20 protein-coding genes are annotated in these 25706 nt (G+C 69.3%); 11 read left to right on the forward strand and 9 right to left on the reverse strand.

Annotated features, from left to right (window positions below; all coding sequences use genetic code 11):
* The first annotated feature begins 91 nt into the window (after window positions 1-91).
* On the forward strand, window positions 92-1855 hold the full coding sequence (locus MAY35_RS14995; RefSeq protein WP_238422097.1) for an FAD-dependent oxidoreductase: 1764 nt from the start codon (window positions 92-94) through the stop codon (window positions 1853-1855).
* A 114-nt stretch (window positions 1856-1969) separates the two neighbouring features.
* Window positions 1970-2914: an epimerase gene (locus tag MAY35_RS15000; protein WP_238422098.1), complete on the forward strand. Its 945-nt coding sequence runs from the start codon at window positions 1970-1972 to the stop codon at window positions 2912-2914.
* A gap of 69 nt (window positions 2915-2983) precedes the next feature.
* Here MAY35_RS15000 and MAY35_RS15005 read toward each other — a convergent pair whose 3' ends face one another.
* The 3 genes from MAY35_RS15005 to MAY35_RS15015 are packed head-to-tail and all read right to left on the reverse strand — an operon-like array spanning window position 2984 to window position 4911.
* Entirely contained in the window at window positions 2984-3586 is a 603-nt protein-coding gene (locus MAY35_RS15005) for an energy-coupling factor transporter transmembrane protein EcfT (protein WP_238422099.1), read from the reverse strand.
* The gene (locus tag MAY35_RS15010; protein WP_238422100.1) at window positions 3583-4257 is read right to left on the reverse strand and encodes an energy-coupling factor ABC transporter ATP-binding protein; all 675 of its coding nucleotides are present in this window, start codon (window positions 4255-4257) and stop codon (window positions 3583-3585) included. The genes MAY35_RS15005 and MAY35_RS15010 overlap by 4 nt, the downstream gene beginning before the upstream one ends.
* Window positions 4258-4278: 21 nt before the next feature.
* A complete protein-coding gene (locus MAY35_RS15015) occupies window positions 4279-4911 on the reverse strand; it encodes a biotin transporter BioY (RefSeq protein WP_238422101.1) in 633 nt (210 codons plus the stop codon).
* Window positions 4912-5068: 157 nt separating this feature from the next.
* Here MAY35_RS15015 and guaA point away from each other — a divergent pair, with 157 nt between their 5' ends.
* On the forward strand, window positions 5069-6661 hold the full coding sequence (guaA, locus tag MAY35_RS15020) for a glutamine-hydrolyzing GMP synthase (RefSeq protein ID WP_238422102.1): 1593 nt from the start codon (window positions 5069-5071) through the stop codon (window positions 6659-6661).
* A 79-nt stretch (window positions 6662-6740) separates the two neighbouring features.
* Here the strand turns inward: guaA and MAY35_RS15025 are convergent, their stop codons facing one another.
* Entirely contained in the window at window positions 6741-6965 is a 225-nt protein-coding gene (locus tag MAY35_RS15025; RefSeq protein WP_238422103.1) for a hypothetical protein, read from the reverse strand.
* On the reverse strand, window positions 6962-8431 hold the full coding sequence (locus tag MAY35_RS15030; protein WP_238422104.1) for a PspC domain-containing protein: 1470 nt from the start codon (window positions 8429-8431) through the stop codon (window positions 6962-6964). The genes MAY35_RS15025 and MAY35_RS15030 overlap by 4 nt, the downstream gene beginning before the upstream one ends.
* 178 nt (window positions 8432-8609) lie before the next feature.
* Between MAY35_RS15030 and MAY35_RS15035 the strand changes: the two genes are divergently transcribed.
* Window positions 8610-9926 (forward strand): ATP-binding protein, encoded by a 1317-nt coding sequence (locus tag MAY35_RS15035; protein WP_238422105.1) that lies wholly within the window; start codon window positions 8610-8612, stop codon window positions 9924-9926.
* Between the two features lie 8 nt (window positions 9927-9934).
* Window positions 9935-10654 carry a response regulator transcription factor gene (locus MAY35_RS15040; protein ID WP_281063140.1) on the forward strand — a complete coding sequence of 240 codons (720 nt, stop codon included), beginning with the start codon at window positions 9935-9937 and terminating at the stop codon, window positions 10652-10654.
* A gap of 12 nt (window positions 10655-10666) precedes the next feature.
* Here MAY35_RS15040 and MAY35_RS15045 read toward each other — a convergent pair whose 3' ends face one another.
* On the reverse strand, window positions 10667-11944 hold the full coding sequence (locus tag MAY35_RS15045) for a serine/threonine-protein kinase (RefSeq protein ID WP_238422106.1): 1278 nt from the start codon (window positions 11942-11944) through the stop codon (window positions 10667-10669).
* A 78-nt stretch (window positions 11945-12022) separates the two neighbouring features.
* Between MAY35_RS15045 and MAY35_RS15050 the strand changes: the two genes are divergently transcribed.
* From MAY35_RS15050 to MAY35_RS15060, 3 genes are all read left to right on the forward strand, one after another.
* Window positions 12023-13048 (forward strand): Rv2578c family radical SAM protein, encoded by a 1026-nt coding sequence (locus tag MAY35_RS15050; protein WP_238422107.1) that lies wholly within the window; start codon window positions 12023-12025, stop codon window positions 13046-13048.
* Between the two features lie 407 nt (window positions 13049-13455).
* Window positions 13456-14190: a hypothetical protein gene (locus MAY35_RS15055; protein WP_238422156.1), complete on the forward strand. Its 735-nt coding sequence runs from the start codon at window positions 13456-13458 to the stop codon at window positions 14188-14190.
* Window positions 14190-15869, forward strand: a complete 1680-nt coding sequence (locus MAY35_RS15060) for a DNA polymerase Y family protein (protein WP_238422108.1) — start codon at window positions 14190-14192, stop codon at window positions 15867-15869. Before MAY35_RS15055 ends, MAY35_RS15060 begins: the two co-directional genes overlap by 1 nt.
* Before the next feature lie 9 nt (window positions 15870-15878).
* Here the strand turns inward: MAY35_RS15060 and MAY35_RS15065 are convergent, their stop codons facing one another.
* The 3 genes from MAY35_RS15065 to MAY35_RS15075 form a co-directional block, all read right to left on the reverse strand.
* Entirely contained in the window at window positions 15879-16988 is a 1110-nt protein-coding gene (locus tag MAY35_RS15065) for an alanine racemase (RefSeq protein WP_238422109.1), read from the reverse strand.
* A complete protein-coding gene (locus MAY35_RS15070) occupies window positions 16985-18925 on the reverse strand; it encodes an SDR family oxidoreductase (protein ID WP_238422110.1) in 1941 nt (646 codons plus the stop codon). The genes MAY35_RS15065 and MAY35_RS15070 overlap by 4 nt, the downstream gene beginning before the upstream one ends.
* A gap of 173 nt (window positions 18926-19098) precedes the next feature.
* Window positions 19099-20985 carry a heavy metal translocating P-type ATPase gene (locus tag MAY35_RS15075; protein WP_238422157.1) on the reverse strand — a complete coding sequence of 629 codons (1887 nt, stop codon included), beginning with the start codon at window positions 20983-20985 and terminating at the stop codon, window positions 19099-19101.
* Window positions 20986-21127: 142 nt separating this feature from the next.
* Here MAY35_RS15075 and MAY35_RS15080 point away from each other — a divergent pair, with 142 nt between their 5' ends.
* Genes MAY35_RS15080 through MAY35_RS15090 form a run of 3 tightly spaced genes read left to right on the forward strand, consistent with a single transcriptional unit; the run spans window position 21128 to window position 25666 of the window.
* A complete protein-coding gene (locus MAY35_RS15080; protein ID WP_238422111.1) occupies window positions 21128-21487 on the forward strand; it encodes a metalloregulator ArsR/SmtB family transcription factor in 360 nt (119 codons plus the stop codon).
* Window positions 21488-21518: 31 nt separating this feature from the next.
* On the forward strand, window positions 21519-22319 hold the full coding sequence (locus tag MAY35_RS15085) for an enoyl-CoA hydratase (protein WP_238422112.1): 801 nt from the start codon (window positions 21519-21521) through the stop codon (window positions 22317-22319).
* A gap of 59 nt (window positions 22320-22378) precedes the next feature.
* Window positions 22379-25666, forward strand: coding sequence for an error-prone DNA polymerase (locus MAY35_RS15090; protein WP_238422113.1), 3288 nt, complete (start codon window positions 22379-22381; stop codon window positions 25664-25666).
* The last annotated feature ends 40 nt before the right edge of the window (window positions 25667-25706 follow it).

The raw sequence follows: 25706 nt of genomic DNA on the forward strand, positions 1-25706 counted from the left end.
GCCCGGCTCTGGAGGGCGTTTTTCGTCGGACGCGATCGGACTTAGGGTGACCTGGGTCATCTTATGTGACAATGCGCGTTAGCATGTTCGCATGGGTTCTGACAGGCGAGGCGACCGCGACACCACCGATTACGACGTGGTGATCGTCGGGTCGGGTTTCGGAGGCAGTGTGAGTGCACTGCGGCTGGTGGAGAAGGGCTATCGGGTCGCCGTCGTCGAGGCGGGTCGCCGATTCGAGGACGACGAGTTCGCGAAGACCAGCTGGCGGTTGAACCGTTGGCTGTGGGCTCCGAAGCTCGGCCTCTACGGCATCCAGCGCATCCACGCGCTCAAGGACGTGATGATCCTCGCGGGCGCCGGGGTCGGCGGCGGATCACTGAACTACGCGAACACGCTGTACAAACCACCGACGCCGTTCTTCACCGACCCTCAGTGGAACCACATCACCGACTGGGAGGACGAACTCTCCCCCTACTATGACCAGGCCCGGCGCATGCTCGGCGTCGTCACCAATCCGACCGTGACCGCGTCGGACCGGGTGGTGGCCGAGGTGGCCGCCGAGATGGGTGCCGGGGACACCGTGACGCCCACGCCGGTCGGCGTGTTCTTCGGCGCGAAGACGGGTCTGGCCGGGGCACCGGGCGAGACGGTCGCGGACCCGTACTTCGGGGGTGCCGGGCCGGAGCGAACCGCATGCACCGAATGTGGCGCATGCATGACCGGGTGCCGCGTCGGCGCGAAGAACACCCTGCTGAAGAACTACCTCGGGCTCGCGGAACGCAACGGCGCCACGATCATCGACCGCACCACGGTGGACTCGTTGCGGCAGCGCGAAGACGGCGTGTGGGAGGTCGGCACGCACCATTCGTCGTCGTGGGGTCCGGTGGGCAGGCGTCGGCGGACGTTCACCGCGGGGCAGGTGATCCTGGCCGCCGGCACGTTCAACACCCAGCGTCTGCTGCACCACGCGAAACTCGGTACGCTGCCCCGCATCTCGGACGCGATGGGCCGGCTCACGCGAACGAATTCGGAGTCGATCCTCGGTGCGATGGGCTCGCGTATCGACCCGGAGAACGACTACTCGCGCGGGGTCGCGATCACCTCGTCGTTCTATCCGGAGCCGAACACCCACATCGAACCGGTGCGATACGGCAAGGGCTCCAACGCGATCGCTTATCTGCAGACGCTGCTGACCGATGGTGGCACACGTCGCCACCGGCTGGGTCAGTTCCTTCGTCAGGTGGCGCGCAATCCGTTCCTGCTGGTGCGGTTGCTGGTCGTGCGCCAGTGGAGCGAGCGGACCGTCATCGCCCTGGTCATGCAGAACAACAACAACTCGCTGACCACCTTCGTGCGCAAACGCGGGCCGTTGCGGTACGTCACGAGCAAGCAGGGGCACGGTGAACCGAACCCGACCTGGATCCCCGCGGGCAACGAGGCGACGCGACGGATCGCCGCGAAGCTGAACGACGGTGTGGCAGGCGGCACCTGGGGCGACATCGTCAACATGCCGCTGACCGCGCACTACCTCGGCGGCTGCGCGATCTCCGACGACCCCGCGAGCGGCGTGATCGATCCCTACCAGCGCGTCTGGAACTACCCGACCCTGCACATCGCCGACGGCGCATCGGTGTCGGCGAACCTCGGCGTCAACCCGTCCCTGACGATCTGCGCGCAGGCCGAACGTGCGGCCGCACTGTGGCCGAACAAGGGTGAGGACGATCGCCGGCCCGGTCAGGGCGAGCCGTACCGGCGGATCACCCCGACCCCGCCGGCCTCGCCGGTGGTCCCCGCCGAGGCTCCGGGTGCACTGCGCTTGCCCATCACGCCGGTAGCGCCTGCCGCCACGGCCTGACGACGCCGTCTGGCCGGTTGCACGATGGGGTGACGCGGGGTGTGGATCGCGTCATAGGTGCCGCGGGTTTCCGCGGGTACTGTCGCCTCCACGAGCCGAGACACCGGGGGCACCATGGCACAGCAGACATCGTCGACCGTCATTCTCGCCGGCGGAAGCGGCGCGCTCGGAACACATCTCGCGCATGACCTGCTCTCACGTGGACACCACCCGATCATCCTGACGCGGCGCGTCGACCCGTCGTCGCCCTTCGAGCAGGTAGTCTGGGACGGCCGGACCCAGGGGGACTGGGTGGATGTCGTCACGGCGGACCGTCCGACAGCGGTCGTGAACCTCGCGGGCAAGCTGGTGGACTGCCGGCCCACCACGGCCAACATCGCCGCACTGCGGGACAGCCGGGTGGACGCGACGCGAGCTCTCGTCGTCGCTTCCCGGATGCGGAGGACGCCGATTTCGCACTGGCTGCAGTCGAGCACCACGGCCATCTGGAGTGATGCCGGCGAGCAGTGGTGCACCGAGGCCACCCCTGTACCGGAACCGGGCCTACCGCAGATGACCGGTGTCGCGCAGCCCTGGGAAGCCGCGGTCGACGGGGCGAACACCGAGCACCTCACCGTCCTGCGGACGTCGATCGTCCTGGACGCCGACGCACCGGCGATGCGACGACTGGCCGGCCTCACCAGCGCCGGACTGGGTGGACGCATCGGCGACGGACGGCAGTGGTTCAGCTGGATTCACGTCGACGACTGGCTGGCGATCGCCCGGATGGCGCTGGGCGTGGACGGTCCGACGATGCTGCCCGATGGTGTCCTCGTGGCCGCCGCACCGAATCCGGTCCGCAACGCCGAGCTCATGGCGCAGTTGCGGAAGGTCCTCCACCGGCCGCCGGCACCGCCGACGCCGGGAGTCCTGCTGAAACTGGGGGCAGTCGCGCTGCGCACCGACCCCGCGCTCGGGCTCACGGGGCGGCGTGCGCGATCAGATGTGCTGGCGGACGCAGGTTTCGAATTCCGCTTCCCCGACCTCGATGCCGCTCTCGCCGACCTCGTCGGGTCCTGACGGCCCCGAAAGATCGACCCCGAAAGGTCGACCCCGAACGGTCGGCCCTGAATGGTCGGTACCGTCGGCTCAGTCCAGGCCACGTGCGGTGAGGGTGTCGGCGAATCCGTCCGCGGTGCGCAGGGCTGCCAGCACCACCGGTGCGACGAGGATGCGCGGCCCGGGACGCAACCCGCGGGCCTTGCGGGCCTCGTCGACCTCGCGCACCACCTCGACCATCAGCGGGATCGCACGGATGGTGAGGGCCAACGCGATCGCGATCAGGTCCACGCGCACACCGAAGCGGGCCAGCGGCCCCAGTGCTCGGACGATCGTGTCGAGCATGTCCGTGGTGCGCGTGGTCAGCGAGACGACGGCGGCGAGCGCGACCGACAGCGCGAGGACCCCGCAGATCACCACGGCGCGTCGCCAATCGGTGAACACGACCTGGAACGCGAAGATGAACAGCAGCAGCCACAGCAGCGGGCGCAGCTGCCGCCACGCCTCGAGGGGGCCGATCCCGGCCAGCGCGTAGATCACCGCGACGCCGAGGGTCGCGATCCCGAGCGCCGGCAACGACCGCACGGTCAGCGACAGCACGAGGATGAGCACGCCCATCGCGAGGAACTTGAATCCGGCGGGCAGGCGATGCACGAGGGTGTTGCCGGGCCGGTAGACGCCGAGCACGTTCATGACATCAGCCTGCGGTACGCCGCGAGTGCGGGGCCGGGCGAATCATCGGCGACGACCCGGCCCTCGTCGATGGCGATCACCCGGTCGAAGCCGGCGAGGATGTCGAGATCGTGGCTGACGACGACGAGCTGTTCGTCGAGGGTGTCGAAGACCCTGGTGAGCATGCGGGTGTTGCGCAGGTCGAGCAGGGTGGTGGGCTCGTCGGCGACGATGATCGCCGGGTCGGTCACGAAGATCGACGCGAGGGCGAGGAGTTGCTTCTGCCCACCGGACAGTCGCTGGGCGGGATGGTCGGCGTGGGCGGCGAGTCCGAATCGCGCGAGCACCTCGCGGGCGCGGTCGGCGCGCGCCGCTTTGTCGAGATCGGTCCGGCGGAGGGACAGTTCGATGTCCTCCAGCACCGTCGGCATGATGATCTGGCGGTCGGGGTCGGAGAAGATGAACCCCACCCGTCGGCGGACCTCGCGCTTGTTCTTCGCGACCGGCAGGCCGTCGACGGTGACGGTCCCCGAGTCGGGGACGACGAGCGCGTTGATCATCCGCGCCAGCGTCGACTTACCGCTGCCGTTGGCACCGACGATCCCGATGCGGTTCTCCGACAACGTGAGCGAGACGTCACGCAGCACGACACGACCGTCGTAGGCGTGCGAGACGTTCTCGAACTCGATCATCCGGCTCGGGTCACCGCCGCGTCAGCTGTCGGCGACGGCGGCGCGCCGCGACAGTCGCATCGGTGCGATGAGTCCGGGCCGCCCGCGATGGACCTGGGCGGCGACCAGCGCGGCGACCACGGCCTTCGCGATGTCACCCGGGATGAACGGGCCGTTGGCGGACAACGCCGCCCACACCGTCAGGTCGGTGCGCAGGAGCATCCCGACGATCCCGAACACGTAGAGCACGACGATCCCGCCGAGCACGTTGATGCCGATGCCCCAGAGCACGCGGTAGCGCGGGGTGGTGCCGACACCGAGCATCATCGCGGTCAACACGCCGATCACGATGACGGCGGGCAGGAACCCGATGAAGAAGCCCGCGGTGGGCGAGGAGAGCGAGGTGTAGCCGTTCCGGCCGCCGGCGAGGATCGGCAGTCCGGCGATCGCGAGCACCATGAAGAGCACGACCGCGAGGGTCCCCTTCTTGGGGCCGAGAACCGCACCGGCGAGGATGACGCCGAGCGACTGGAGGGTGATCGGCACACCGCTGGAGCCGATGTTGATGGTCCCGGGGAGTCCGAGCGCGGCGATCAGCGCGGCGAACACGGCGGCCTGGGTGAGGTCGCCGATGCTCAGCGACCAGCGATGGGGGGTTTCCGGCGATGCAGTCATGTCGATTGCGGAGTATTTCACGTCGGTCCGGAAGCCCTCGGTGCAGGCCGCACCCGCGGGCCCGATGTGCCTCGGGCCACGACGGCCCGCCGTCGGCCGGGTGAGCAGGAGAGACCGGTGCGGTGCTCACCGGAATCGGCCCACTAGACTCGACCCGGTGACAGACTCTTCTGGTGAGGATTTCCTCGAGGGCCCCCGGCCGGTTCTCGTCGTCGACTTCGGTGCGCAGTACGCGCAGCTGATCGCCCGCAGGGTTCGCGAGGCCCGGATCTACTCCGAGGTGATCTCCCACGACGCCCCGCTGGAGAAGATCCAGGAGAAGGATCCGGTTGCGATCATCCTGTCGGGTGGTCCGTCGTCGGTGTACGCCGAAGACGCGCCCGATCTCGATCCGGCCCTCTTCGACCTCGACGTCCCGGTGTTCGGCATCTGCTACGGATTCCAGGCGATGGCCGACAAGCTCGGTGGCGAGGTCGCCAACACCGGTGGCCGCGAGTTCGGCCGCACCACGCTGACCGTCAACGGCGAAGGTGTTCTGCATCAGGGCCTCTCGGACACACAGCCGGTGTGGATGAGCCACAACGACGCCGTGCAGGCGCCGCCGGAGGGCTTCACCGTCACCGGGTCCACGCCGGGCGCGCCCGTCGCGTCGTTCGAGAACCTCAAGCGCCGCATGGCCGGTGTGCAGTACCACCCCGAGGTGCTGCACACGCCGCACGGTCAGCAGATCCTCACCCGCTTCCTCTACGAGATCGCCGGGCTGGAGGCCACCTGGACGGCGGCCAACATCGCCGACGCGCTCATCGACGCCGTCGCCGATCAGATCGGCGACGGACGGGCCATCTGCGGATTGTCCGGTGGCGTGGACTCAGCGGTCGCCGCCGCGCTGGTGCAGCGCGCCATCGGCGATCGTCTCACCTGCGTCTTCGTCGATCACGGTCTTCTGCGAGCCGGTGAGCGCGAACAGGTGCAGCACGATTTCGTCGGTGCGACCGGTGCCAAGCTGGTGACGGTCGACGCTGCCGACACGTTCCTGCGCGAGCTGTCCGGCGTCAGCGACCCGGAGACCAAGCGCAAGATCATCGGCCGGGAGTTCATCCGGTCGTTCGAGGGCGCGGTCAGCGAGGTGCTCGGCGAGGAGGCCGAATCGGGGGAGAAGGTCGAGTTCCTCGTGCAGGGCACGCTCTACCCCGATGTCGTCGAATCCGGCGGTGGCAGCGGCACCGCGAACATCAAGAGCCACCACAACGTGGGCGGCCTGCCAGACGATCTGGAGTTCAGCCTGGTCGAGCCCCTGCGGTTGCTGTTCAAGGACGAGGTCCGCGCCGTCGGCCGCGAACTCGGACTACCCGAGGAGATCGTGGCGCGTCAGCCGTTCCCCGGCCCGGGCCTCGCGATCCGCATCGTCGGCGAGGTGACCGGCGACCGCCTGGAGTTGCTGCGCAAGGCCGACCTGATCGCCCGCGAGGAACTCACCGCGGCCGGACTCGACTCGCAGATCTGGCAGTGTCCGGTGGTGTTGCTCGCCGACGTCCGCAGCGTGGGCGTGCAGGGCGACGGCCGCACCTACGGTCATCCCATCGTGCTGCGGCCGGTGTCCAGCGAGGACGCGATGACCGCGGACTGGACGCGCGTGCCCTACGAGGTCCTGGAGATCATCTCGACCCGCATCACCAACGAGGTGGCCGAGGTCAACCGTGTCGTGCTCGACGTGACGAGCAAGCCGCCGGGCACCATCGAGTGGGAGTGACCGCCCGAGGGTGATCGAGGCGTGACGACGGCCGGTGGCAGAAGCCACCGGCCGTCGTCGTCGAAGCGTCGGCCCCGGGTCAGCGCCGCGTGCGCGCCCCGGACACGATCAGCACGAGCCCGATCAGCAGACCGACGCCGACCGCGACCCATCCGAGGTCGGCGGCGTCGGGCAGGGTGGGGCCGTCGGCGAGCCCCCATCCGGCCACCGCGAGGGCAAGAATTCCGAGGAATCCCAGGCCCGGGGCACGATGGCCGGACCGGCAGGCGTTGCCGGGGGCGGTGTCGTCGTCGTGAATGGTCATCGGAGAACCTCCACCTCTCCCATCCCGGTGCGGGCGTCGATCTCGAGGACCGGCCCGTCGGTGCCGTCGCGCCCACCGTCGAGTCCGGTGGGGCATGTGTAGTCGCCGATGCCCGTCTGGCACTGCGCACGGACGTTCATGGTGTCGGGGACGAGGACCCGGATGACACCGACGCCGTTCTCGAGCTTCACCGTGCGGTCGGCGGTGAGGTCCACCTGGCGCAGGTCCAAGGTCATCTCACCGGCCCCCAGCGAGTACTGGGACTGGATGTCGTTCTCGCTCAACGGTGTCCAGTTGCGTTCTCCGGCGCCTCCGGAGGGCAGCGGTCCGGTGATGCCGCTGACCCCGGACACCACGGTCGTGGCGACGACGGCGACCCCGAGTGCGATGGCGATGGGTACGAGACCGGTGCTGTGTTCGCCGGTGCGTCGACGTACGAACGCCGCGACGAGGAGTCCGGCACCCACGACGGCCAGGCACAGCGAGAGGATGTGCGGCGCGGTGAACCAGTCGACCCCGGCCTGGTGCAGTGCGGCTCCCGCGGCTCCCACGATGATCGCGAGTCCCACGACGATCAGGGTCAGCGGTGACCGCCTGCGCCGTACGACGACCGGTGCTTCGGGGGCCGCCGGTTCGGGCAGGTCCCACGCGAACCGAGCTGCTCCGAGCGGGTCCCAGGCCGGTGGACTCAGTTCGATGGTCGCCCCGGTGGCGGGGCCCGTGTCGGTGTCCGAGTCGGCGTCGACGTGCCCCGGCGTCGCCTTGGCGAGATCGACCCGTGGCTCGGGTGTCGCCGGATGGTCGTCGGCCAGATGGGGTGGTGTGGCGGTCGATGGTGTGACGTCCGGTGATGTCGAGGGCATGGGAGCTCCTGGTGTCGGGGTACCAGCGATGGCGGTCGGCGGGTCCGCCGGGCCGCCGGTGCCGGTCATGGCGCGCGGTACCCAGCGTTCGAACTGGCCGGCGGCCGGGGGCGGCACGACGATGTCGGTGACGGCCGCGGTGTCGACGCTGGTCCCGGCCGGCGGTGTCGGGGTGCGCAGGTACAGCAGGTACCAGCCGCCGAGCATGAGGATCGCCCCGACCAGTCCGCCCGACCCCCATGTCCGGTTGGGGCCGAAGGAGGTGACGATGACGATCGAGAGGACGACGAGCAGGATGACCTGCGGGTTGCCGAGTCCGTGCAACGACCCGTGCGCGTCGTCCGAGGTGCGGCGCCCGGCCAGGAGCGCCTCGTCGCGGGCGCGGCCTGCGCCGGGGAAGGCGACCCAGGCGGCGAGGTACAGCAACAGTCCGCTGCCCCCGAAGAAGGCCGCGACCACGAATGCGACCTTCACCAGTGTGGGATCGATCCGGTAGCGCGCTGCGATGCCGGCACACACTCCGGCGATGGTCCGGCCCTCGGGGCGGTAGGGGCGCGTCGACCACAGCCCCTGGATCTGCTGCTGGAACTCCTTGGTGTCCATGCGAACATGGTGCCGCCCGCACCGTGGCCGTCACATCGGGTGAACCCCTGATTTGTCCCCCGAGAACCCGGCCGGGTCCCCGTAGAACCCTGACACACCCTGAGTCCGTGGCCCGCAAACCGGGGTTGACCCCGATGCCCCGGCATCGGTGTCATGGGACGATCGAGGAGTGAGTCGAATGGAGGTCGAGCCAGTCCCGCGGTTGGTGCGCCGCGACGGGGGTCGTGTCGTCGCCGGTGTCGCCGGCGGGCTGGCCGACCATCTCGGGGTCGAGGTGTTCCGTGTGCGGATCGTCTTCGTGGTGCTGGCCGCCCTGGCCGGCGCCGGGGTCGCCGCCTACGGGCTCCTCTGGTTCTTCTGCCCGGTGGGCAAGGACACCGCACCGCCGGCACCCGGCGAACGCAGGCAGTCGCTGGGCCTGGCGATGATCGGTCTCGTCGCGATGGCCGTGGTGGGTTTCGCGGCGTCGGGCACGCCCGCGGAGTACCTCGTCCCGTTCGTCTTCATCGCCATCGGCGCGAGCCTCGTCTGGCGCGAGTTCGACACGTCGCACCGCGCGCCGCGCACACCTCTGCTGACCTGGACACGCCTGATCGGCGGCGTGGCCCTGGTCGTCGGGGGGCTGGTCGTGGTCGTCGTGGCCGGCGACCGCAGCTTCGGCGGGCTCAACTCGACGATCCTCGCGGTCGGCGCGACCCTCATCGGGGTGGTGTTGCTGACGGTTCCGCTGTGGATGCGAATGCTCCGGACCCTCAACGAGGAACGGGCGGCCCGGATCCGCAACGCCGAACGGGAGGAGATCGCGTCGCATCTGCACGACTCCGTGCTGCAGACCCTCGCGCTGATCCAGAAGAAGGCCGGCCGGCCCGAGGAGGTGGCCCGGCTCGCGCGGAGTCAGGAACGCGAACTGCGGTCCTGGCTCTTCGGGGACCCCGCCACCGAACGCGGGTCCTTCGCCGCGGCGTTGCGCAGCGTCGGGGCCGAGGTCGAGGACGCCTACGGTATCGAGGTGGAGGTCATCACCGTCGGCGATCTGCGGCCGCGCAACACCCGGGATGCCAAGCGATGGTCGGCCCTGGTCGGTGCCACGCGCGAGGCGCTGGTCAACGCGGCCAAGCACTCCGGCGAGCGCACCGTGGACGTCTACGGGGAGGTCACCGACGATGAGGTCGAGGTGTTCGTCCGTGATCGCGGCGTGGGGTTCGACCCCGCCGTCGTCGACGACGACCGGCAGGGGATCACCCGCTCGATCCGCGCCCGCGTGGAGCGGATGGGCGGTCGCGTCCGCATCACCTCGACGCCCGGCCGCGGTACCAACGTCGGTCTCGTGATGCCACGCGGAGACGGCGGTTCCCTCGACGACGTGCACGACGAGTCGCCCACCGACACCGTCACCGACGACACCGACGCTGCCGTCGGCGACCCAGGCGCTGCCCGCGACGCCGCCACCCATCCGGTTGTGGAGCAGCCGGACCACCGCAGGAAGGTGCGATGACCCCGAGCATGACCGGTTCCGGCCCGACATCCGACAGCGATTCCGACGCGATGCCGTCGACGTACAGCGTCTATCTGGTCGACGATCACGCGGTCTTCCGTTCCGGGGTGCGGGCCGAACTGGCCGACGAGCCGGGTCTGCGCGTCGTCGGTGAGGCCGGCGCCGTGGCGGAGGCGATCGACGGAATCGTGGCAGCCGCACCTGATGTGGTCCTGCTCGACGTCCACATGCCCGCCGGCGGCGGGGTCGCGGTACTGCGCGGGGTCGTCGACCGCCTCGGAACGGGGATGCAGGACAAGGGAACACCGGTGTTCCTGGCCCTCAGCGTCTCCGATGCGGCCGAGGACGTCATCGCGACGATCCGGGCGGGTGCACGCGGGTACGTGACGAAGACGATCGCCGGACCCGAACTGGCCGACGCGGTCCGTCGGGTCGCCGACGGCGACGCGGTGTTCAGCCCGCGACTCGCGGGCTTCGTCCTGGATTCCTTCACCGGCAAGTCGACGGCGCCCGAACCGCCGCTCGACCCCGAACTGGACTCCCTGACCCGTCGGGAACTGGAGGTCCTGCGACTGCTCGCGCGCGGTTACACCTATCGGGAGATCGCCGAGGAGCTGTTCATCTCGATCAAGACGGTCGAGACACACGCCTCGAACGTGCTGCGCAAGACCCAGCAGTCCAATCGCAACGCGCTGACCCGCTGGGCGGCGACGCGTCACATCGGCTGAGCCGGGGTCCGCTCAGCGCAACAGGGCGATGGCGAGCACGACCATCACCGCGAGCACGGCGAAGAAGGCGAAGACCGACACCGCGAGTGCGGTGCTCGACGTGGCCGACGATCGGGGTGGCGGTCCGTAGACGGACGGGTGACTCGGCTGCGAATTCTGCTGTGGTGTCGGTGATCCCGGATCGGATGAGTACCTCGGTGTGGACTGGGGTCGGGGTGTCGACATCAGCGTGGGGGACAAGCCCTCGCGGGTGAGGTCGCGGGAGCCGCGATCGGCGGGCATCGTCTGCGCATACGGGGGCAGTGTCGGTCCGGCGGCCGGGCGGTGGGACCCGGTGGTCGACGCCCGTCCGGTTCGTTGTGACCACACCGGCGTCCCCGCGCCGGGGCGGGTGATGAGTCCGGTGAGGACCTGGTCCCGCGTACCGCGCGAGCCGGCGGCGAACGCGGCGAGCAGGTCGCGGGCCTGGACCATGGAGGGGCGCTTGGTCGGACTCGGTTCGAGAAGACGCAGCAGGACCGGCTCGAGCTCGGCGGCACGCTCCATCGGGTTGATGCGGGCGCGGGCGACCTTGTGCAGCAGCGCGATCGAGTTGTCGTCGATCCCGAACGGCGGCTGTCCCTCGACCATCGTGTAGACGGTCGCACCAAGGGAATACACGTCCGACGCCTCCTGCGGGTCTGCGCCACGTGCGACCTCGGGGGCGAAATAGGCCGGGGTGCCGGTGATCACGCCGGTCTGGGTGAGCGTCACGTCGTCCTTGGCCCGCGAGATGCCGAAGTCGGTGATCTTGACCAGCCCGGCATTGCGACCGCCCTCGGCGATGAGGATGTTCCCGGGTTTGATGTCGCGGTGCACGATCCCGGCCGCGTGCGCCTCGACCATCGCGTCGGCCACCTGGGCACCGATCTGGGCCGCCTCGACGGGGGTGAGAGTCTGTGTGGCATGCAGGATCTGGGCGACGCTCCGGGAGGGGAGGTACTCCATCACCAGCCAGGGCTCCCCGCGATCGAGGGCGACATCGTGCATGGCGATCGCGTTGCGGTGTGACAGCTTCGCCGCGATCCGACCCTCGCGCATCGCCCGGCGGCGCACGTTCTCGGCGGAGTCCTCGGTGAGACCCTCGGTGGAGACGACCTGTTTCACCGCCACATCGCGGTCGAGGAGCTGATCGCGGGCCAGCCAGACCGTACCCATGCCACCGCCGCCGATCCGCGACTTGAGGCGGTAGCGGCCGGCCACCAGGTACTGGGGACCTGGTGCATGATGGGTTCCGGCGCTGGTCGACATACGGCGATGATAGCGGCGCGGGTTGCCGGGTGGGCACCGCACTTGACAGTGCTCTCGTACATATGTTCGACTCGCTGCATGCGATGGTCCGATCAGGCCGTGGAGGTCGACGACGGGGCGCTCCCCGGGTTGAGTCGCTCAGGTCTGGTCAGGTCGGTGCGCACGCCCGACTTCGAGGGTGTCACGTTCCACGAGGTGCTGGCGAAGAGCGCACTCAACCGCGTCCCGGAGGCGTCACAGCTCCCGTTCCAGTTCACCGTCAACACTTTTCGCGGGTGCACCCACGCCTGCCGCTACTGCTTCGCCCGGCCGACGCACGAGTACCTCGATCTCGATGCCGGCACCGATTTCGACACCCAGGTGGTGGTCAAGCTGAACGTGGCGGCGGTGCTCCGCAAGGAGTTGCGCCGCCGGTCCTGGACCCGCGAGACGGTCGCGCTCGGGACCAACACCGACCCCTATCAGCGGGCCGAGGGGCGTTATCGGCTCATGCCGGGGGTGATCTCCGCGCTCGCCGAGTCGCGGACGCCGTTCTCCATCCTCACCAAGGGCACGCTGATCCGGCGGGATCTGTCGCTGTTGCGCCAGGCGGCAGGCGAGGTGTCGGTGAGCGTGGGGATCTCGCTGGCGATCCTCGACCCGGACCTGCAGAAGAAGATCGAGCCCGGGACGCCGTCGCCGCAGGCGAGGCTCACGGTGATCCGTGAGCTCGCCGACGCCGGCATCGTGCCGCACGTGATGGTCGCCCCGGTGATCCCGTATCTGACGGATTCGACCGCCCATCTCGATGCTCTGCTCGAGGCGCTCGCCGATGCCGGGGCGGCCGGGGTGACGGCCTTCCCGATGCATCTGCGGTCGTCGACCAAGCCCTGGTTTCTCGAATGGCTCGCCGAGGAACATCCGGCGCTCATCCGGCGATACCGGGGGCTGTACGGGCGTGGCGCCTATGTCACTCCCGAATATTCGTCCTGGCTGCGTGATCGCATGAAACCCCTCGTCCACCGTCATGGACTCGCCGGTTCCGGTGGGCTGCGGCAGTCGGGACGCGACGCGTCGTCGACGGTGGCCGAGCCCGAACTGCAGCACGCGCTCACCCTGTTCTGACCTCCCGATTCGCCGGTTGCGGGCAGATCGTCGGCTTCGGCCGCGGTTCTGTCCGTGACCGGCGTTTCGGCGTGATCGGACGATCATCTACTGCGTCCCAACGGAATTCACCTTCGGTTGACGCTTGTCGGTGGTTGGTTCTACTCTCAGATCATCGAAACAATGTTCGAATGATCGGCGGACGAGGTCACCCTCGGGATCACTCGCACGGCTGTTTCGAGACCACGATGGCGCGCACCTTCCCGGCTCGCTCGAGTACCACATGTCGACTGGAGGGTGTCATGCATTTGTCACGTCATGCTGCTGTGTCAGGTCGTGCAGTCGGGTCGGATCGTGCGGTCGGATCGGATCGTGGCGCTGCGGACGCCTCCGGCCGGGCCGACGAGCTGGCCGGGCTGCGGCGGCGGATGGCAGCCATGTCCGGGCGGCCCGATCAACGCACGGTCGAGGTCCGTGACCGGTCCGTGGCGGTACTCCCGGTGCCGGACGCGTTGTCGGAGGTGTTGCCACACAAAGGGATTCCCCGGGGTACCGTTGCCCTCCTCGATGGCGCGCACTCGGTGCTGGTCGCCATGATCGCGTCGGTGACGCGCGCCGGAGGTCAGGTGGGGATCGTCGGGTTGCCGCGGTTGAGTCTGCTGTCGGCGGCCGAGATGGGTGCGGACCTGTCCCGCATCGCCACGATTCCCGAACCGGGTCCCGACCCGGTCGAGGTGGCGGCGGTGTTGCTCGACGGCATGGATCTCGTCGTCCTCGATCTGGGGAGCGGCGGTGAACAGATGCATGCCCGCGGTGAAGCGGTGGCCCCGTCGCGCGCCCGGGTGGTGATGGGTCGCGTGCGCAAACAGTCGGCGGTGTTGCTGGTGACCGGTGGGATGTGGCCCGGCGCCCAGCTGACCGTCGAGGCGCGCGTCCTCACCTATCGGCACAGCCCGATCCTGGCGGCGGCCACGGACCTCGACGCCGCGCGCAGCGGATACGGCCGCATCGGCGGGATGCGGTTGCAGGTCACGGCGTCGAGCAGGGGCCGGCAGCCCGAGAGCGCCGAGGTCGAGTTGCTGACGGGCGGCCACGGCGCCGACCGGACCGTCGAGATGGTCGCGGCCCGGCGCGCACGACCAGCGCTGGCGGTGGCGAACTGATGTCCGACGCGGATACGAGGTCCCGTCGGATCCTGGCGCTCTGGTGTCCGGACTGGCCGGCGATGGCGGCCGCCGCGGAGGCCGACCTGCCGCCCTTGCATCCGGTGGCGGTGCTGTCGGCCAACCGGGTGGTCGCCTGTTCGGCCTCGGCCCGGGCTGCCGGGGTCCGACGCGGGATGCGCAAACGCCAGGCCCAGGCGATGTGCACGGAGATGACCGTGGTCGCTGCCGACGAACACCGGGACGGACGGCTGTTCGAACCGGTGGTGGCCGCGGTGGCCGAGGTGATTCCCGCCCTCGAGGTGTTGCGGCCAGGTCTTCTGGTGATCTCCGGTGACCGCGCCGCGCGCTACTTCGGCGGCATGGAGGCGCTGGCGGAGGAACTCGTCGACGTGGTGTCCGCCTGCGGCATCGAATCGCAGGTGGGTATGGCCGATGAGATCTTCACCGCGGTCCTCGCCGCCCGGCACGGGCACCAGGTGGAGCCCGGGGGCGATCGCGACTACCTCGCCGGCCGGCCCGTCGCCGATCTCGCCGTCGAACCCAGTATGAGTGATCCTTCGCGCGGCGACCTCGTGGATCTGTTGCGGCGCTTGGGTATCGGCACGATCGGCGCCTTCGCGGAGATGTCCGTGACCGACGTGGCCACCCGGTTCGCCAGGGATGCGGTGACAGCGCACCGCCTCGCCAACGCGTTGCCGGGCCGAGTACCGTCGACCAGGGGGGTGCCTGCGGAACTGAACGTCGATCACGCCTGTGACCCGCCCGTCGATCGCATCGATGTCGCGGCGTTCATCGGCCGCAGTCTCGCCGATGCCCTGCACCGGCGCCTGCGCGACGCCGCGGTGGCCTGTACGCGGTTGACGATCATCGCGACCACCGAACGCGGACAACAGCATTCACGTACCTGGCGATGCGCACAACCGCTCACCCCGGAGACGACCGCCGACCGTATCCGGTGGCAGCTGGAAGGGTGGTTGACCGGCCCGGCGCGCCAGGGGAGGAGAGCGGGACGCGGCGCGGGCGCCCGGGACTCCCGTCCCGACTCGCCGATCGTGCGACTACGGCTCGAGCCGGTCGAGGTCGTCGAGGCCGGTGCCCTGCACTATCAGCTCACCGACGAACTCTCTCGGGGCGGACTCGCCGGCGAACCCGATGGAGAAGAACGCGCGCGCCGTTCGCTGGTGCGGATACAGGGGTTGCTCGGTGGCGATGCCGTCCGCATCCCGGTGTTGAGCGGGGGACGCGGACCCGCCGAGCGCATCACGATGGTCTCTCTCGGCGATGAGCTCTCGCCGCGTCGCGACCCGTCGGCGCCATGGCCCGGCCGTCTCCCTCAGCCCAGCCCGACGCTGCTGGTGGAGACCGCTATCCACGTGCTCGATGCGCTGGGTCAACCGGTGAAGGTGACCGACCGCGGGGCCTTCACCGCCGAACCGGTGACCGTCGCGCTGGCCTCGTCCCGGAGCAGACGGTCGAGTTGGGGGTTGTGCTGGTGGGCCGGTCCCTGGCCGGTCGGCAGCATCCCACGGTCGGCGACGGGTACCGCCGAGCGGCCGGAGCAGGGCACCGCCGAGCCCGGGCTGATCGCTCGGGCACAGGTGTTGCTCGACGATTCGCGGGCGTTGCTGCTGTGTTATCGAGCCGGGGAGTGGATCGTCGAGGGCGTCTATGAGTAGGTGGCCGATTCAGCTGTTGGCGCCCCGCGCGATCACCGGCCAACGACTGTCCGAGCCGTCGATGGCGACCAGCTCGTCGACGAGGTTCACCGCGGTGCACACGTGGTTGGGCACCACCCGCACGATGTCGCCGAGCCGGGGGACGTTCGCGGCGCCGTGCGGGAACTCGACGACGGCATGGTGTTCGGACAGCAGCACGATGCGGGCGTCGTGATGGTCGAGGAGCCGGCCGTGGCCGGTGGCCCAGGGAGCGCGATCGGCACCGAGGATCTTGCTGCCGGCGTCGAGGACGATCCGATTGCCCTCGGAGCGCACGACCGTCGACACCGCGGTCAACGACACCTCGTCGAAGCCGCACGACCCCATCTCGATCTGCTGGGCGTCGTTGAACGGGTAGACACCGGGCCGGATCTCGGTGAGGACTCCGGAACGGCCCATCCGATCCAGGAAGTCGACGGTGGGAGTGGAGCCGCCGCTGCGGATTCGGGGTTCGATGCCGCGGGTCCGCAGGCTCGCCGCGGCCTCACCGAGGGCGGTCACCTCCTGCGCGGCCGCTCGCTGCCGCGTGTCCCCGAGGCCGTAGCCGTGGCCGGGGAAGGTGAACACGCCTGCCACGTCGAGTCCCGCATCGGTGCCGGCGACGGCGACCTCCCCGGCCCGCTCCGGCACGACTCCGGTGCGATGCTGGCCGGAATCGACCTCGACGACGGCCTCGATCCGCCGGACCGGTGCCGGTGCCGACGCGGACGCGGTGGCGAGCAGGGCGCCCAGATGACGCGCGCCCTCGACCGAGTCGACACCCACGCGCAACGACACCCGGCCCGCCAGGGCGCAGAGCCGGGCGGCTTTCGCCGGGGTCGGCCACAGCGGGAACGCGATGAAGATGTCTGTGCACGTGGTGATCCCGGCGGCATCGGCGAACGCCTCGGCCTCACCGATGGTGGCCACGGTCAGCCCCACCGCGCCCCGCTCGATCTGCCCTCGCGCGATCTCGGCGCATTTGTGGGTCTTGGCGTGCGGACGTAGGTCGACCCCGGCCGACCGTGCGAGGGCGGCGACCCCGGTGAGGTTGCGTTCCATCCGGTCGACGTCGACCTCGAGGTACGGGGTGTCGATCACGTGTCGTTCTCATCGCCGGCACGCGTGCGCCCCAGGGCTGCCGCGGATTCGCCGAACACGAGGTACTCCTGGTGCAGGATGCGGGTGGTCAGGCGCGGGGTGACGCGGTGGCCGAGCTCGGCGACGATCCCGACCACGGAGTCGACGCGCTTGGGCCGGTCGATGATCGCGTGCAGCACGCGTGCCGCGGCCCGGTCGACATGCCACGCACCGGGTTGATTGTCATACGCCTCCGTGGGCGCGATCATCCGCGTCTTCACCAGGGGGAGGCGGACATTGGTGAAGGTGACGTGATCTGAGAGCGTCTCGGTGCCGGTCACGTCGCTGAACGCCTCGAGTGCCGCTTTCGACGCCGCGTAGGCACCGAAGCGCGGACCCCGCGACTGCACCGCGATCGACGTCACGTTCACCACGTGACCCGACTGCCTGTCCACCATGTGCGGCAGAAGGCCGAGAACCAGATTGACCGCCCCGAAGTAGTTGACCGCCATCACCCGGTGATAGTCGTGTGACCGGTTCACCGATGTCAGCGTTGCCCGGCGGATCGACCTGCCCGCATTGTTGACGAGTACATCCACGTGCCCGTGTTCGGCGAGGACCGATTTCACCAGGGCGTTGACCGACTCCTCGTCGGTGATGTCGCACTGGTAGGCGGTCACGTGACCCGGCGGGATCCCCTTCTTGCTGGTCGTCGAGTTCAATTCCGCGGCAGCCGAATCCAGCTCGTCTCCGTTGCGCGCGACGATGAACACGTTGGCTCCCCGTGCGACGCACATCCGGGCGGTGGCCTTGCCGATACCGCTCGAGCCGCCGGTGATGAGGATGTTCTTGCCCACGAGCGGACCCCGCGGATCGAGCCGGCGGTTCCGGGACCGATCGAGATGGCGTGCCCAGTAGCGCCACAACCGCGGTGCGTATTCGGCGAAGTCGGGGACGGTGATGCCGAGATCGTGCAGGACGGCGACGGTCGTGTCCGACCGGAAGTCGACGGGTACCGTGACCGCATCGAGCAGGGCGCCCGGGATGCCCTGCTGGGCGGCCACGAGGTCGCGCGCCACACGCGCGATCCCCATGCCCGACAACGCCATCACGGGTTCGATCGCGGCGCGGGGGATGGCGTCGAAACCGCGTGGTGCGTCGAACGCCGGTGCCAGGGAGTTGTACAGCTCGGTAGTCGACATCGACTGCGGATCACCGAGGTGGAACACCAGACCGCTGCGCGTGGGGTTCACGGCGATGAGCGCCACCATCGCCTCGGCGACATAGTCGACGGGGACGATGTTCAGCGTGCCGAGATCGGGCATCGGGAGGCGCAGCATCGAGGGCAGTCGGCCGAGTTGTCGGAGGTGGCCGAAGAAGTAGTACGGGCCGTCGATCTTGTCCATCTCACCGGTACGAGAGTCGCCGACCACGATCGACGGGCGGTAGACACGCCACCGCAGGCCCTGGCGCTCGCGCACGACGCGCTCCGCTTCGAATTTCGTGCGGTGGTAGGGCGTCGGGAAACCCTGTCCGACTTCGAAATCCAACTCGGTGAAGCGGCCGCGATGGTCGCCGGCGACCGCGATCGAGGACACGTGGTGGAACAAGGCGTCGTGGGCGATCGCGAAGTCGGCGGCGCGCGAGGTGCCGACGACGTTCGCGGCACGCTGCGAGTCGGCGTCGGCGGCCATGTCGTAGATCGCGGCGAGGTGGACGACGTGATCGATCGCCGGAACCGCGGCCGGGTCGACGCCGAGCCCGGGGGCGGTGAGGTCTCCGGTGACCGGTGTCACCCGGTCACCTGCGCCGAGTTCGTCGATCATCGCGACGAATGCGGCGCGCGACGACTCGCGGACCAGTGCGTGGATCGTCGCATCCGGGGAGACGGTCAGGAGTCGCTCGAGAACGCGGCGTCCGATGAATCCGCTGCCTCCGGTGATGAAGTAGCTCGTCATGGAAGGAATCCCATCATGTGGGCGGGTCCGACGGCCCGCTGGATGTCCGCGTCCCACAGGGCCGCGAAGTGTCTGGTACTCAGAGTGACACTTAACTGCGGGGAAGGCAACGGTTCCGTTGGTTCAGCGTTGCGCGTCGACTGTGCGCCCGATTACGTCGACTGTGCGTCCGATTACGTCGACTGTGCACCCCGAGAACCCGACCATGCGGATCTCCGGAGCAGCCGCGCACCGTTGAGGGCCACGAGAACGGTAGAGCCCTCGTGACCGGCCACGGCCAATGGGAGCGGGAGTGTCCCGGCCAGATCCCAGGTGACCAGCGCGATGATCATGGTCGCCGCGATGCACAGATTGGCCACGACGTAGCGGTGTGCCAGGCGGGACAGCCCGATGAGCGCGGGCACGGCGGCCAGATCGTCGCGTGCGATGATCGCGTCCGCGGTCTGCACGGCCAGGTCCGATCCGCGCCGACCCATCGCGATCCCGGTGTCCGCGGCCACGAGGGCCGGCGCGTCGTTGATGCCGTCACCGACGACCAGTACGTGACCCCGCGTGGCGCGGACCGCGCGCACCTTGTCCTCGGGCATCAGCTCGGCATGAACCGCGTCGATGCCCGTCTGCTCGGCGACCTCGGCCGCCACCGAATGCCGATCTCCGGTCAGCAGTACGACCGGCTCGGTGGTCAACTCCCGGATTCGTCGTACCGACTCGACGGCCTCGTCGCGGAGCCGGTCGACGAGTTCGATCCGGCCGACCACGAGGTCGTCCACCGCGACACCGACCACGGTGCCGGCCGTGGGGGTGTCCGCACGCTCGACGGTGACGCGCTGGTCCCCGACGATCCCGGTGACCCCCAGCCCGGGAAGTGCGCGGAATCCTTCGACGGCGCCGACCTCGAGACCGCGGGCGGTGGCGGCCGCGACGATCGCGCGACCCAGCGGGTGCTCGCTGGGGTGTTCGACGGTCGCGGCGAGCGCCAGGACCTCATCAGGTGTCCGATCGTCGGCGGCGCTCACATCGACCACCTCTGGGCGTCCCTCGGTCAGGGTGCCGGTCTTGTCGAAGGCCACGACGGTGGTGCGGCCTACCGCTTCCATCACGGCGGCCGACTTCACCAGAACCCCATTGCGGCCGGCGTTCGCGATCGAGGCGAGCAGCGGCGGCATCGTCGACAGGACCACCGCACACGGGGACGCGACGATCATGAACACGATGGCGCGCAACAGGGCCTCGTCGAAGGTGCTGTCGGACAACACCATCGGTACACCGAGGACGAGTAGTGTCGCAATGACGACGGTGACCGAGTACGCCTGCTCGACCTTCTCGATGAACAGCTGGGTCGGCGCCTTGGTCTCGGATGCCTCGGCGACCAGTGCGGCGATCCGCGCGATCACCGACTCCGAGGCGGGGCGCCTGACCTCGACGACGAGCGCGCCGGTGCCGTTCACGGTGCCGGACAGCACGTCGTCACCCACCGCCCGCGACACGGGGATCGACTCGCCGGTCACCGCCTGCTGATCGACCTCGCTGCGCCCCTCGACGACCACTCCGTCGGCGCCGACCCGTTCCCCGGGACGGACCAGGATGTGTTCGCCCACCTCGAGATCCCGGCAGTTCACCACGCGGGTCGTGCCGTCGGTGGCGCGCAGCGTGGCCTGTTCGGGTGCCAGGTCGAGGAGGGCGGTCACCGAGTCGGCGGTGCGCTGGGTGACGACGACCTCGAGGGCGCCGGACGTGGCGAAGATGACGATGAGCAACGCTCCGTCGAAGACCTGTCCGATCGAAGCGGCGGCGACGGCGGCGACGATCATCAGCAGGTCGACGTCGAGGCGCCGATCGGCCAGCTCGGCCAGTCCGGCTCGCGCCGGGTCCCAGCCACCTGTGGCGTAGCACGCGAGATAGGCGGTCCACCAGCACCATTCAGGTGCATCGGCGAGCTGAAGCGCCCATCCCAGGAGGAACAGGGCAAGGGCGACCAACGCCCAGCGCACCTCGGGGAGTCGCAACCCGGTCCGGAAGATCGATGCGGGGGCGATGGTCCGGGACGTCGATCCCGTCACCGCCGATGTCGTGTCGCGATCGGTGATCTGCTCCTGTGCCGTGCGCACGGTCTGCTCCCGCCTGTGAGAAGTCGTTGATGGGACGGTACCAGTTCATATGAAGAGMCTTTCATATGAGTCGGACGCGGTAGCATTCCGCTGCATGGGACACGGCATGGAGGCAGGGCGGCCCGCTGCGCGGCTCGACCCGGACTCCGCCGCGCACGTCGCCACCACGCTCCAGGCCCTCGCCACCCCGAGCCGGCTGCTGATCCTCACCGAGCTGCGCTCCGGTCCGCGGTCGGTGACCGATCTGGCCGATGCGGTCGGCATGGAGCAGTCCGCGGTGTCCCACCAGCTCCGGCTGCTACGGAATCTCGGATTGGTCACCGGAACGCGGGCGGGGCGGTCGATCAGCTACAGCCTTTATGACACGCACGTCGCTCAGCTCCTCGACGAGGCGGTGTATCACAGCGAGCATCTGCGGTTGGGTCTCGCCGATCGGCCCCGATCGGCGGGCTGATCCGCGGCACTTGAGGAACGGAAGGCACCGCATGACCAGTGATCGAACGTCCGCGTCCGGGGAACCGCTGCTGTTGACCGCGCAGTCCGAAGGGGTGCGAACGCTGGTTCTCAACCGCCCGGACGTCCGGAATGCGCTCAGCTCCGGCCTGATCGACGCTCTCCGTACCGAGTTGGCGAATGCCGACCGCGCCGACGACGTCGACGTGGTCATCCTCACCGGTGCGGGATCGGCGTTCTGCGCCGGCCTGGATCTGGCCGAGTTGGGCTCGTCGACCGAGAGCGCTCGGCTGCTCGATCACGCGGACGTGCCCTTCGGGCATCCGTGGCGCCCGATCTCGAAGCCGATCATCGGCGCGGTCAACGGAGTCGCCGCCACCGGCGGCCTGGAGATCGCCCTGGCGTGCGACGTGCTGATCGCGTCCGAACGGGCCCGCTTCGTCGACACCCACTCGCGGGTCGGGGTGTTGCCGGGCTGGGGTCTGACGTCCCGACTGCCGGAGGCGGTCGGCCGAGGGTTCGCGCGCCGCATGAGCTTGTCCGGCGAGTTCGTCGATGCCCAGACGGCGCTCCGGGTCGGTCTGGTGACCGAGGTGGTGACACACGAGCGGCTGATGGACTCGGCGATGGACCTCGCGGTGTCCATCGCCGGGAGTGACCAACTCGCGGTCCGCACCATGCTGGACTCGTACCGGCGCGCCGAGCAGCATCTCGTCGATCCGGCGCTCGACGCCGAGCACTCCACCTCGGTGGAGTGGATGGCAGGTTTCGACCCCGCTCGGGTGGCCGGTCGTCGGTCCGGCATCGTCGAACGCGGCCGGGCCAACAGCTGACTCGCGGTGGCGGGAGACGCCCGCTGTCGCATCGAACTCATGTTCGATAAACTGCGGAGGTGGGCTGGGATCAGGGACCACCGACATGGTCGGAGATGGAGCGGGTGCTCTCCGGTCGTGCGCCGGGGGAGGCCGATCGGCCCGGCACCGAGTTCGGCCCCGACCTCAGCGAGTGGGCGCCCTTCCCGGGCGACGGTGGTGACAGCCCGGCGTGGTCCCGCAAACGCGGTGCCTATCACGCCGATGACATCTCCCTCGGCTCGTCGTCGGTGCCCTACGCCGAACTCCACGCGCACAGTTCGTACAGCTTTCTCGACGGTGCCTCGATGCCGGAGGAGTTGGTCGAGGAGGCCCAGCGTCTCGGTCTTCGTGCCCTGGCGGTCACCGACCACGACGGCTTCTACGGGGTCGTGCGATTTTCCGAGGCGGCAAGGGAATTCGACATGCCGACGGTCTTCGGCGCGGAGTTGTCGCTGGAGCCCGACGTCGCCCGAACCGGCCAGAACGACCCCCCGGGGGAGCATCTGCTGGTGCTCGCCCGGGACGGGGAGGGCTACCGCCGGTTGTCGCGGACCATCGCCGACGCCCACATGGTCGCGGGAGAGAAGGGTCTCCTGCGTTACGACCGCGAGGCCCTCGCGGGCGCCGGTGGCGGTCATTGGCTGATCATGACCGGCTGCCGCAAGGGCGCGGTCCGGCGTGCTCTGGACCGCGGCGGCGTCCCGGCCGCCGAGCACGCCCTGCGTGAGCTGATCGAGACGTACGGACATGACAACGTCGTGGTCGAACTGACCGCGCAGGGCATGGCCGACGACGACGAGCGCAACGCGCAGCTCGCCGGGATCGCCGCCCGGGCGGGACTCCCGACCGTGGCCACCACCGGCGCACATTTCGCCGCCCCTCGGCGTCGCCGGCTGGCCATGGCCATGGCCGCCGTCCGGGCGCGCACCGACATCGACACCATCGCCGGATGGATGCCGGGGGTGGCCGGCGCGCACCTGCGCAGCGGGGATGAGATGGCCCGGCTGCTGCCCGCGCATCCCGACGCCATCGACAACGCGGTCGGCATCGCCGCGGACTGTGCGTTCCACCTGGGTCTGATCGCGCCGCAGCTGCCGCCCTTCGACGTACCCGAGGGATACACCGAGGCGAGCTGGTTGCGCGAACTCACCATGACCCGCGCCCGGCGCCGCTACGGCACCGCCGCCGAACATCCGCAGGCCTACCGGCAGATCGAACACGAGCTCGCCATCATCGAAACCCTCACCTTCCCCGGTTATTTCCTCGTCGTCGCCGACATCGTCGACTTCTGCAAGGCCAACGACATCCTGTGCCAGGGGCGGGGGAGTGCGGCCAACTCGGCGGTCTGCTACGCCCTGGGCATCACCAACGTCGATCCCGTCGCCAACAAGCTGCTCTTCGAGCGTTTCCTCGCACCCGAGCGGGACGGCCCGCCCGACATCGACGTCGACATCGAATCCGATCGCCGCGAAGAGGCCATCCAGTACGTCTACCGCCGTTACGGTCGCGACCGCAGCGCGCAGGTCGCCAACGTCATCACCTATCGCGGCAAGTCGGCGATCCGGGACATGGCCCGGGCGCTCGGGTATGCCCCTGGTCAGCAGGACGCCTGGGCCAAGATGCCCGACACCGCTCCCGCTGACGTCGCCGAGTTGGCCGGTGAGATCCTCGGCATGCCAAGGCATCTGGGTATCCATTCCGGCGGGATGGTGATCTGTGACCGGCCGATCGCCGACGTCTGTCCGACGGAATGGGCGCGGATGGAGAACCGGAGCGTGCTGCAGTGGGACAAGGACGACTGCGCGGCCATCGGGCTGGTCAAGTTCGACATGCTCGGCCTCGGCATGCTCTCGGCACTGCACTATGCGATCGACCTGGTCGCCGAACACAAGGGCCTCGACGTCGACCTCGCCACCCTCGACCTCGGCGAACCCGCCGTCTACGAGATGCTCTGTCGCGCAGACTCGGTCGGTGTGTTCCAGGTGGAATCCCGTGCCCAGATGGCGACCCTTCCGCGTCTGAAGCCGCGCTGTTTCTACGACCTCGTCGTCGAGGTCGCCCTCATCCGGCCCGGCCCCATCCAGGGCGGCTCGGTACACCCGTTCATCAAGCGGCGCAACGGCGACGAGGCGGTGACCGTCGAGCATCCGTCGATGAACAAGGCACTCGAGCGCACCCTGGGGGTGCCTCTGTTCCAGGAGCAGTTGATGCAACTGGCGGTTGACGTGGCGGGCTTCGATGCCTCCGAGGCCGACCAGCTGCGCCGGGCGATGGGGTCCAAGCGGTCACCGGAGAAGATGGAACGGCTTCGGCAGCGCTTCTACGAGGGTATGGAAAACCTGCACGGCATCACCGGGGACGCCGCCGACCGGATCTTCGAGAAGATGGCCGCGTTCGCCAATTTCGGTTTCCCGGAGAGTCATTCGCAGAGCTTCGCGTCGTTGGTGTTCTATTCCTCGTGGTTCAAGCTGCATCACCCGGCGGCGTTCTGCGCCGCGCTGATCCGGGCGCAACCGATGGGCTTCTACTCGCCGCAGACACTTGTCGCCGACGCCCGGCGGCACGGCGTGGCGGTGCATCGTCCCGACATCAACGCCTCCCTGGCGCACGCCACGCTGGAGAACGAGGGCCTCGACGTGCGGCTCGGCCTCGACGGTGTCCGCGGGGTCGGCGGCGACGCGGCACAGCGCATCGTCGACCACCGGGCCGACGGCCCGTACCGGGACATCACCGATCTGTCCCGACGTGCCCGCCTGAGCGCCAAGGAACTCGAGGGACTCGCCGGTGCCGGGGCCTTCGACAGCTTCGGACTCAGCAGGCGACAGGCGCTGTGGGAGGCGGGGGCAGCGGCGACGGTCCGCGATGATCAACTGGCCTTGCGCTCGGCGACCGAGACCCCCACGCTTCCCGGGCTTTCCGACATCGAGCTGGCGGCCACCGACGCGTGGGCGACGGGAATCACCCCGACGTCGTATCCGACCCAGTTCCTCCGTCCCCGTCTCGACGCCATGGGCGTGCTGGCGGCCGACCGTCTGCTCGCGGTGCGGGACGGGTCACGCGTGCTGGTAGGTGGTGCGGTGACCCACCGTCAGCGTCCCGCCACCGCATCGGGGGTGACCTTCATCAACCTCGAGGACGAGACCGGCATGGTGAACGTGGTGTGTTCGGTCGGGCTGTGGGCGCGGTACCGTGTACTGGCACAAACGGCGCCCGCATTACTCGTCCGCGGACGGGTGCAGAACGCCGAGGGGGCGGTGACCGTCGTCGCAGATCGTTTGCAGCGCATGGATCTTCGCGTGGGAAGCAGATCCAGGGACTGGCAGTGACGTCTGCGGGCCGGTGCCCGTGAACGGATCGCCGGATGTG

Origin of the sequence: Gordonia sp. 'Campus', assembly GCF_022206305.1 — a bacterium.
Classification (GTDB): Bacteria; Actinomycetota; Actinomycetes; order Mycobacteriales; family Mycobacteriaceae; genus Gordonia.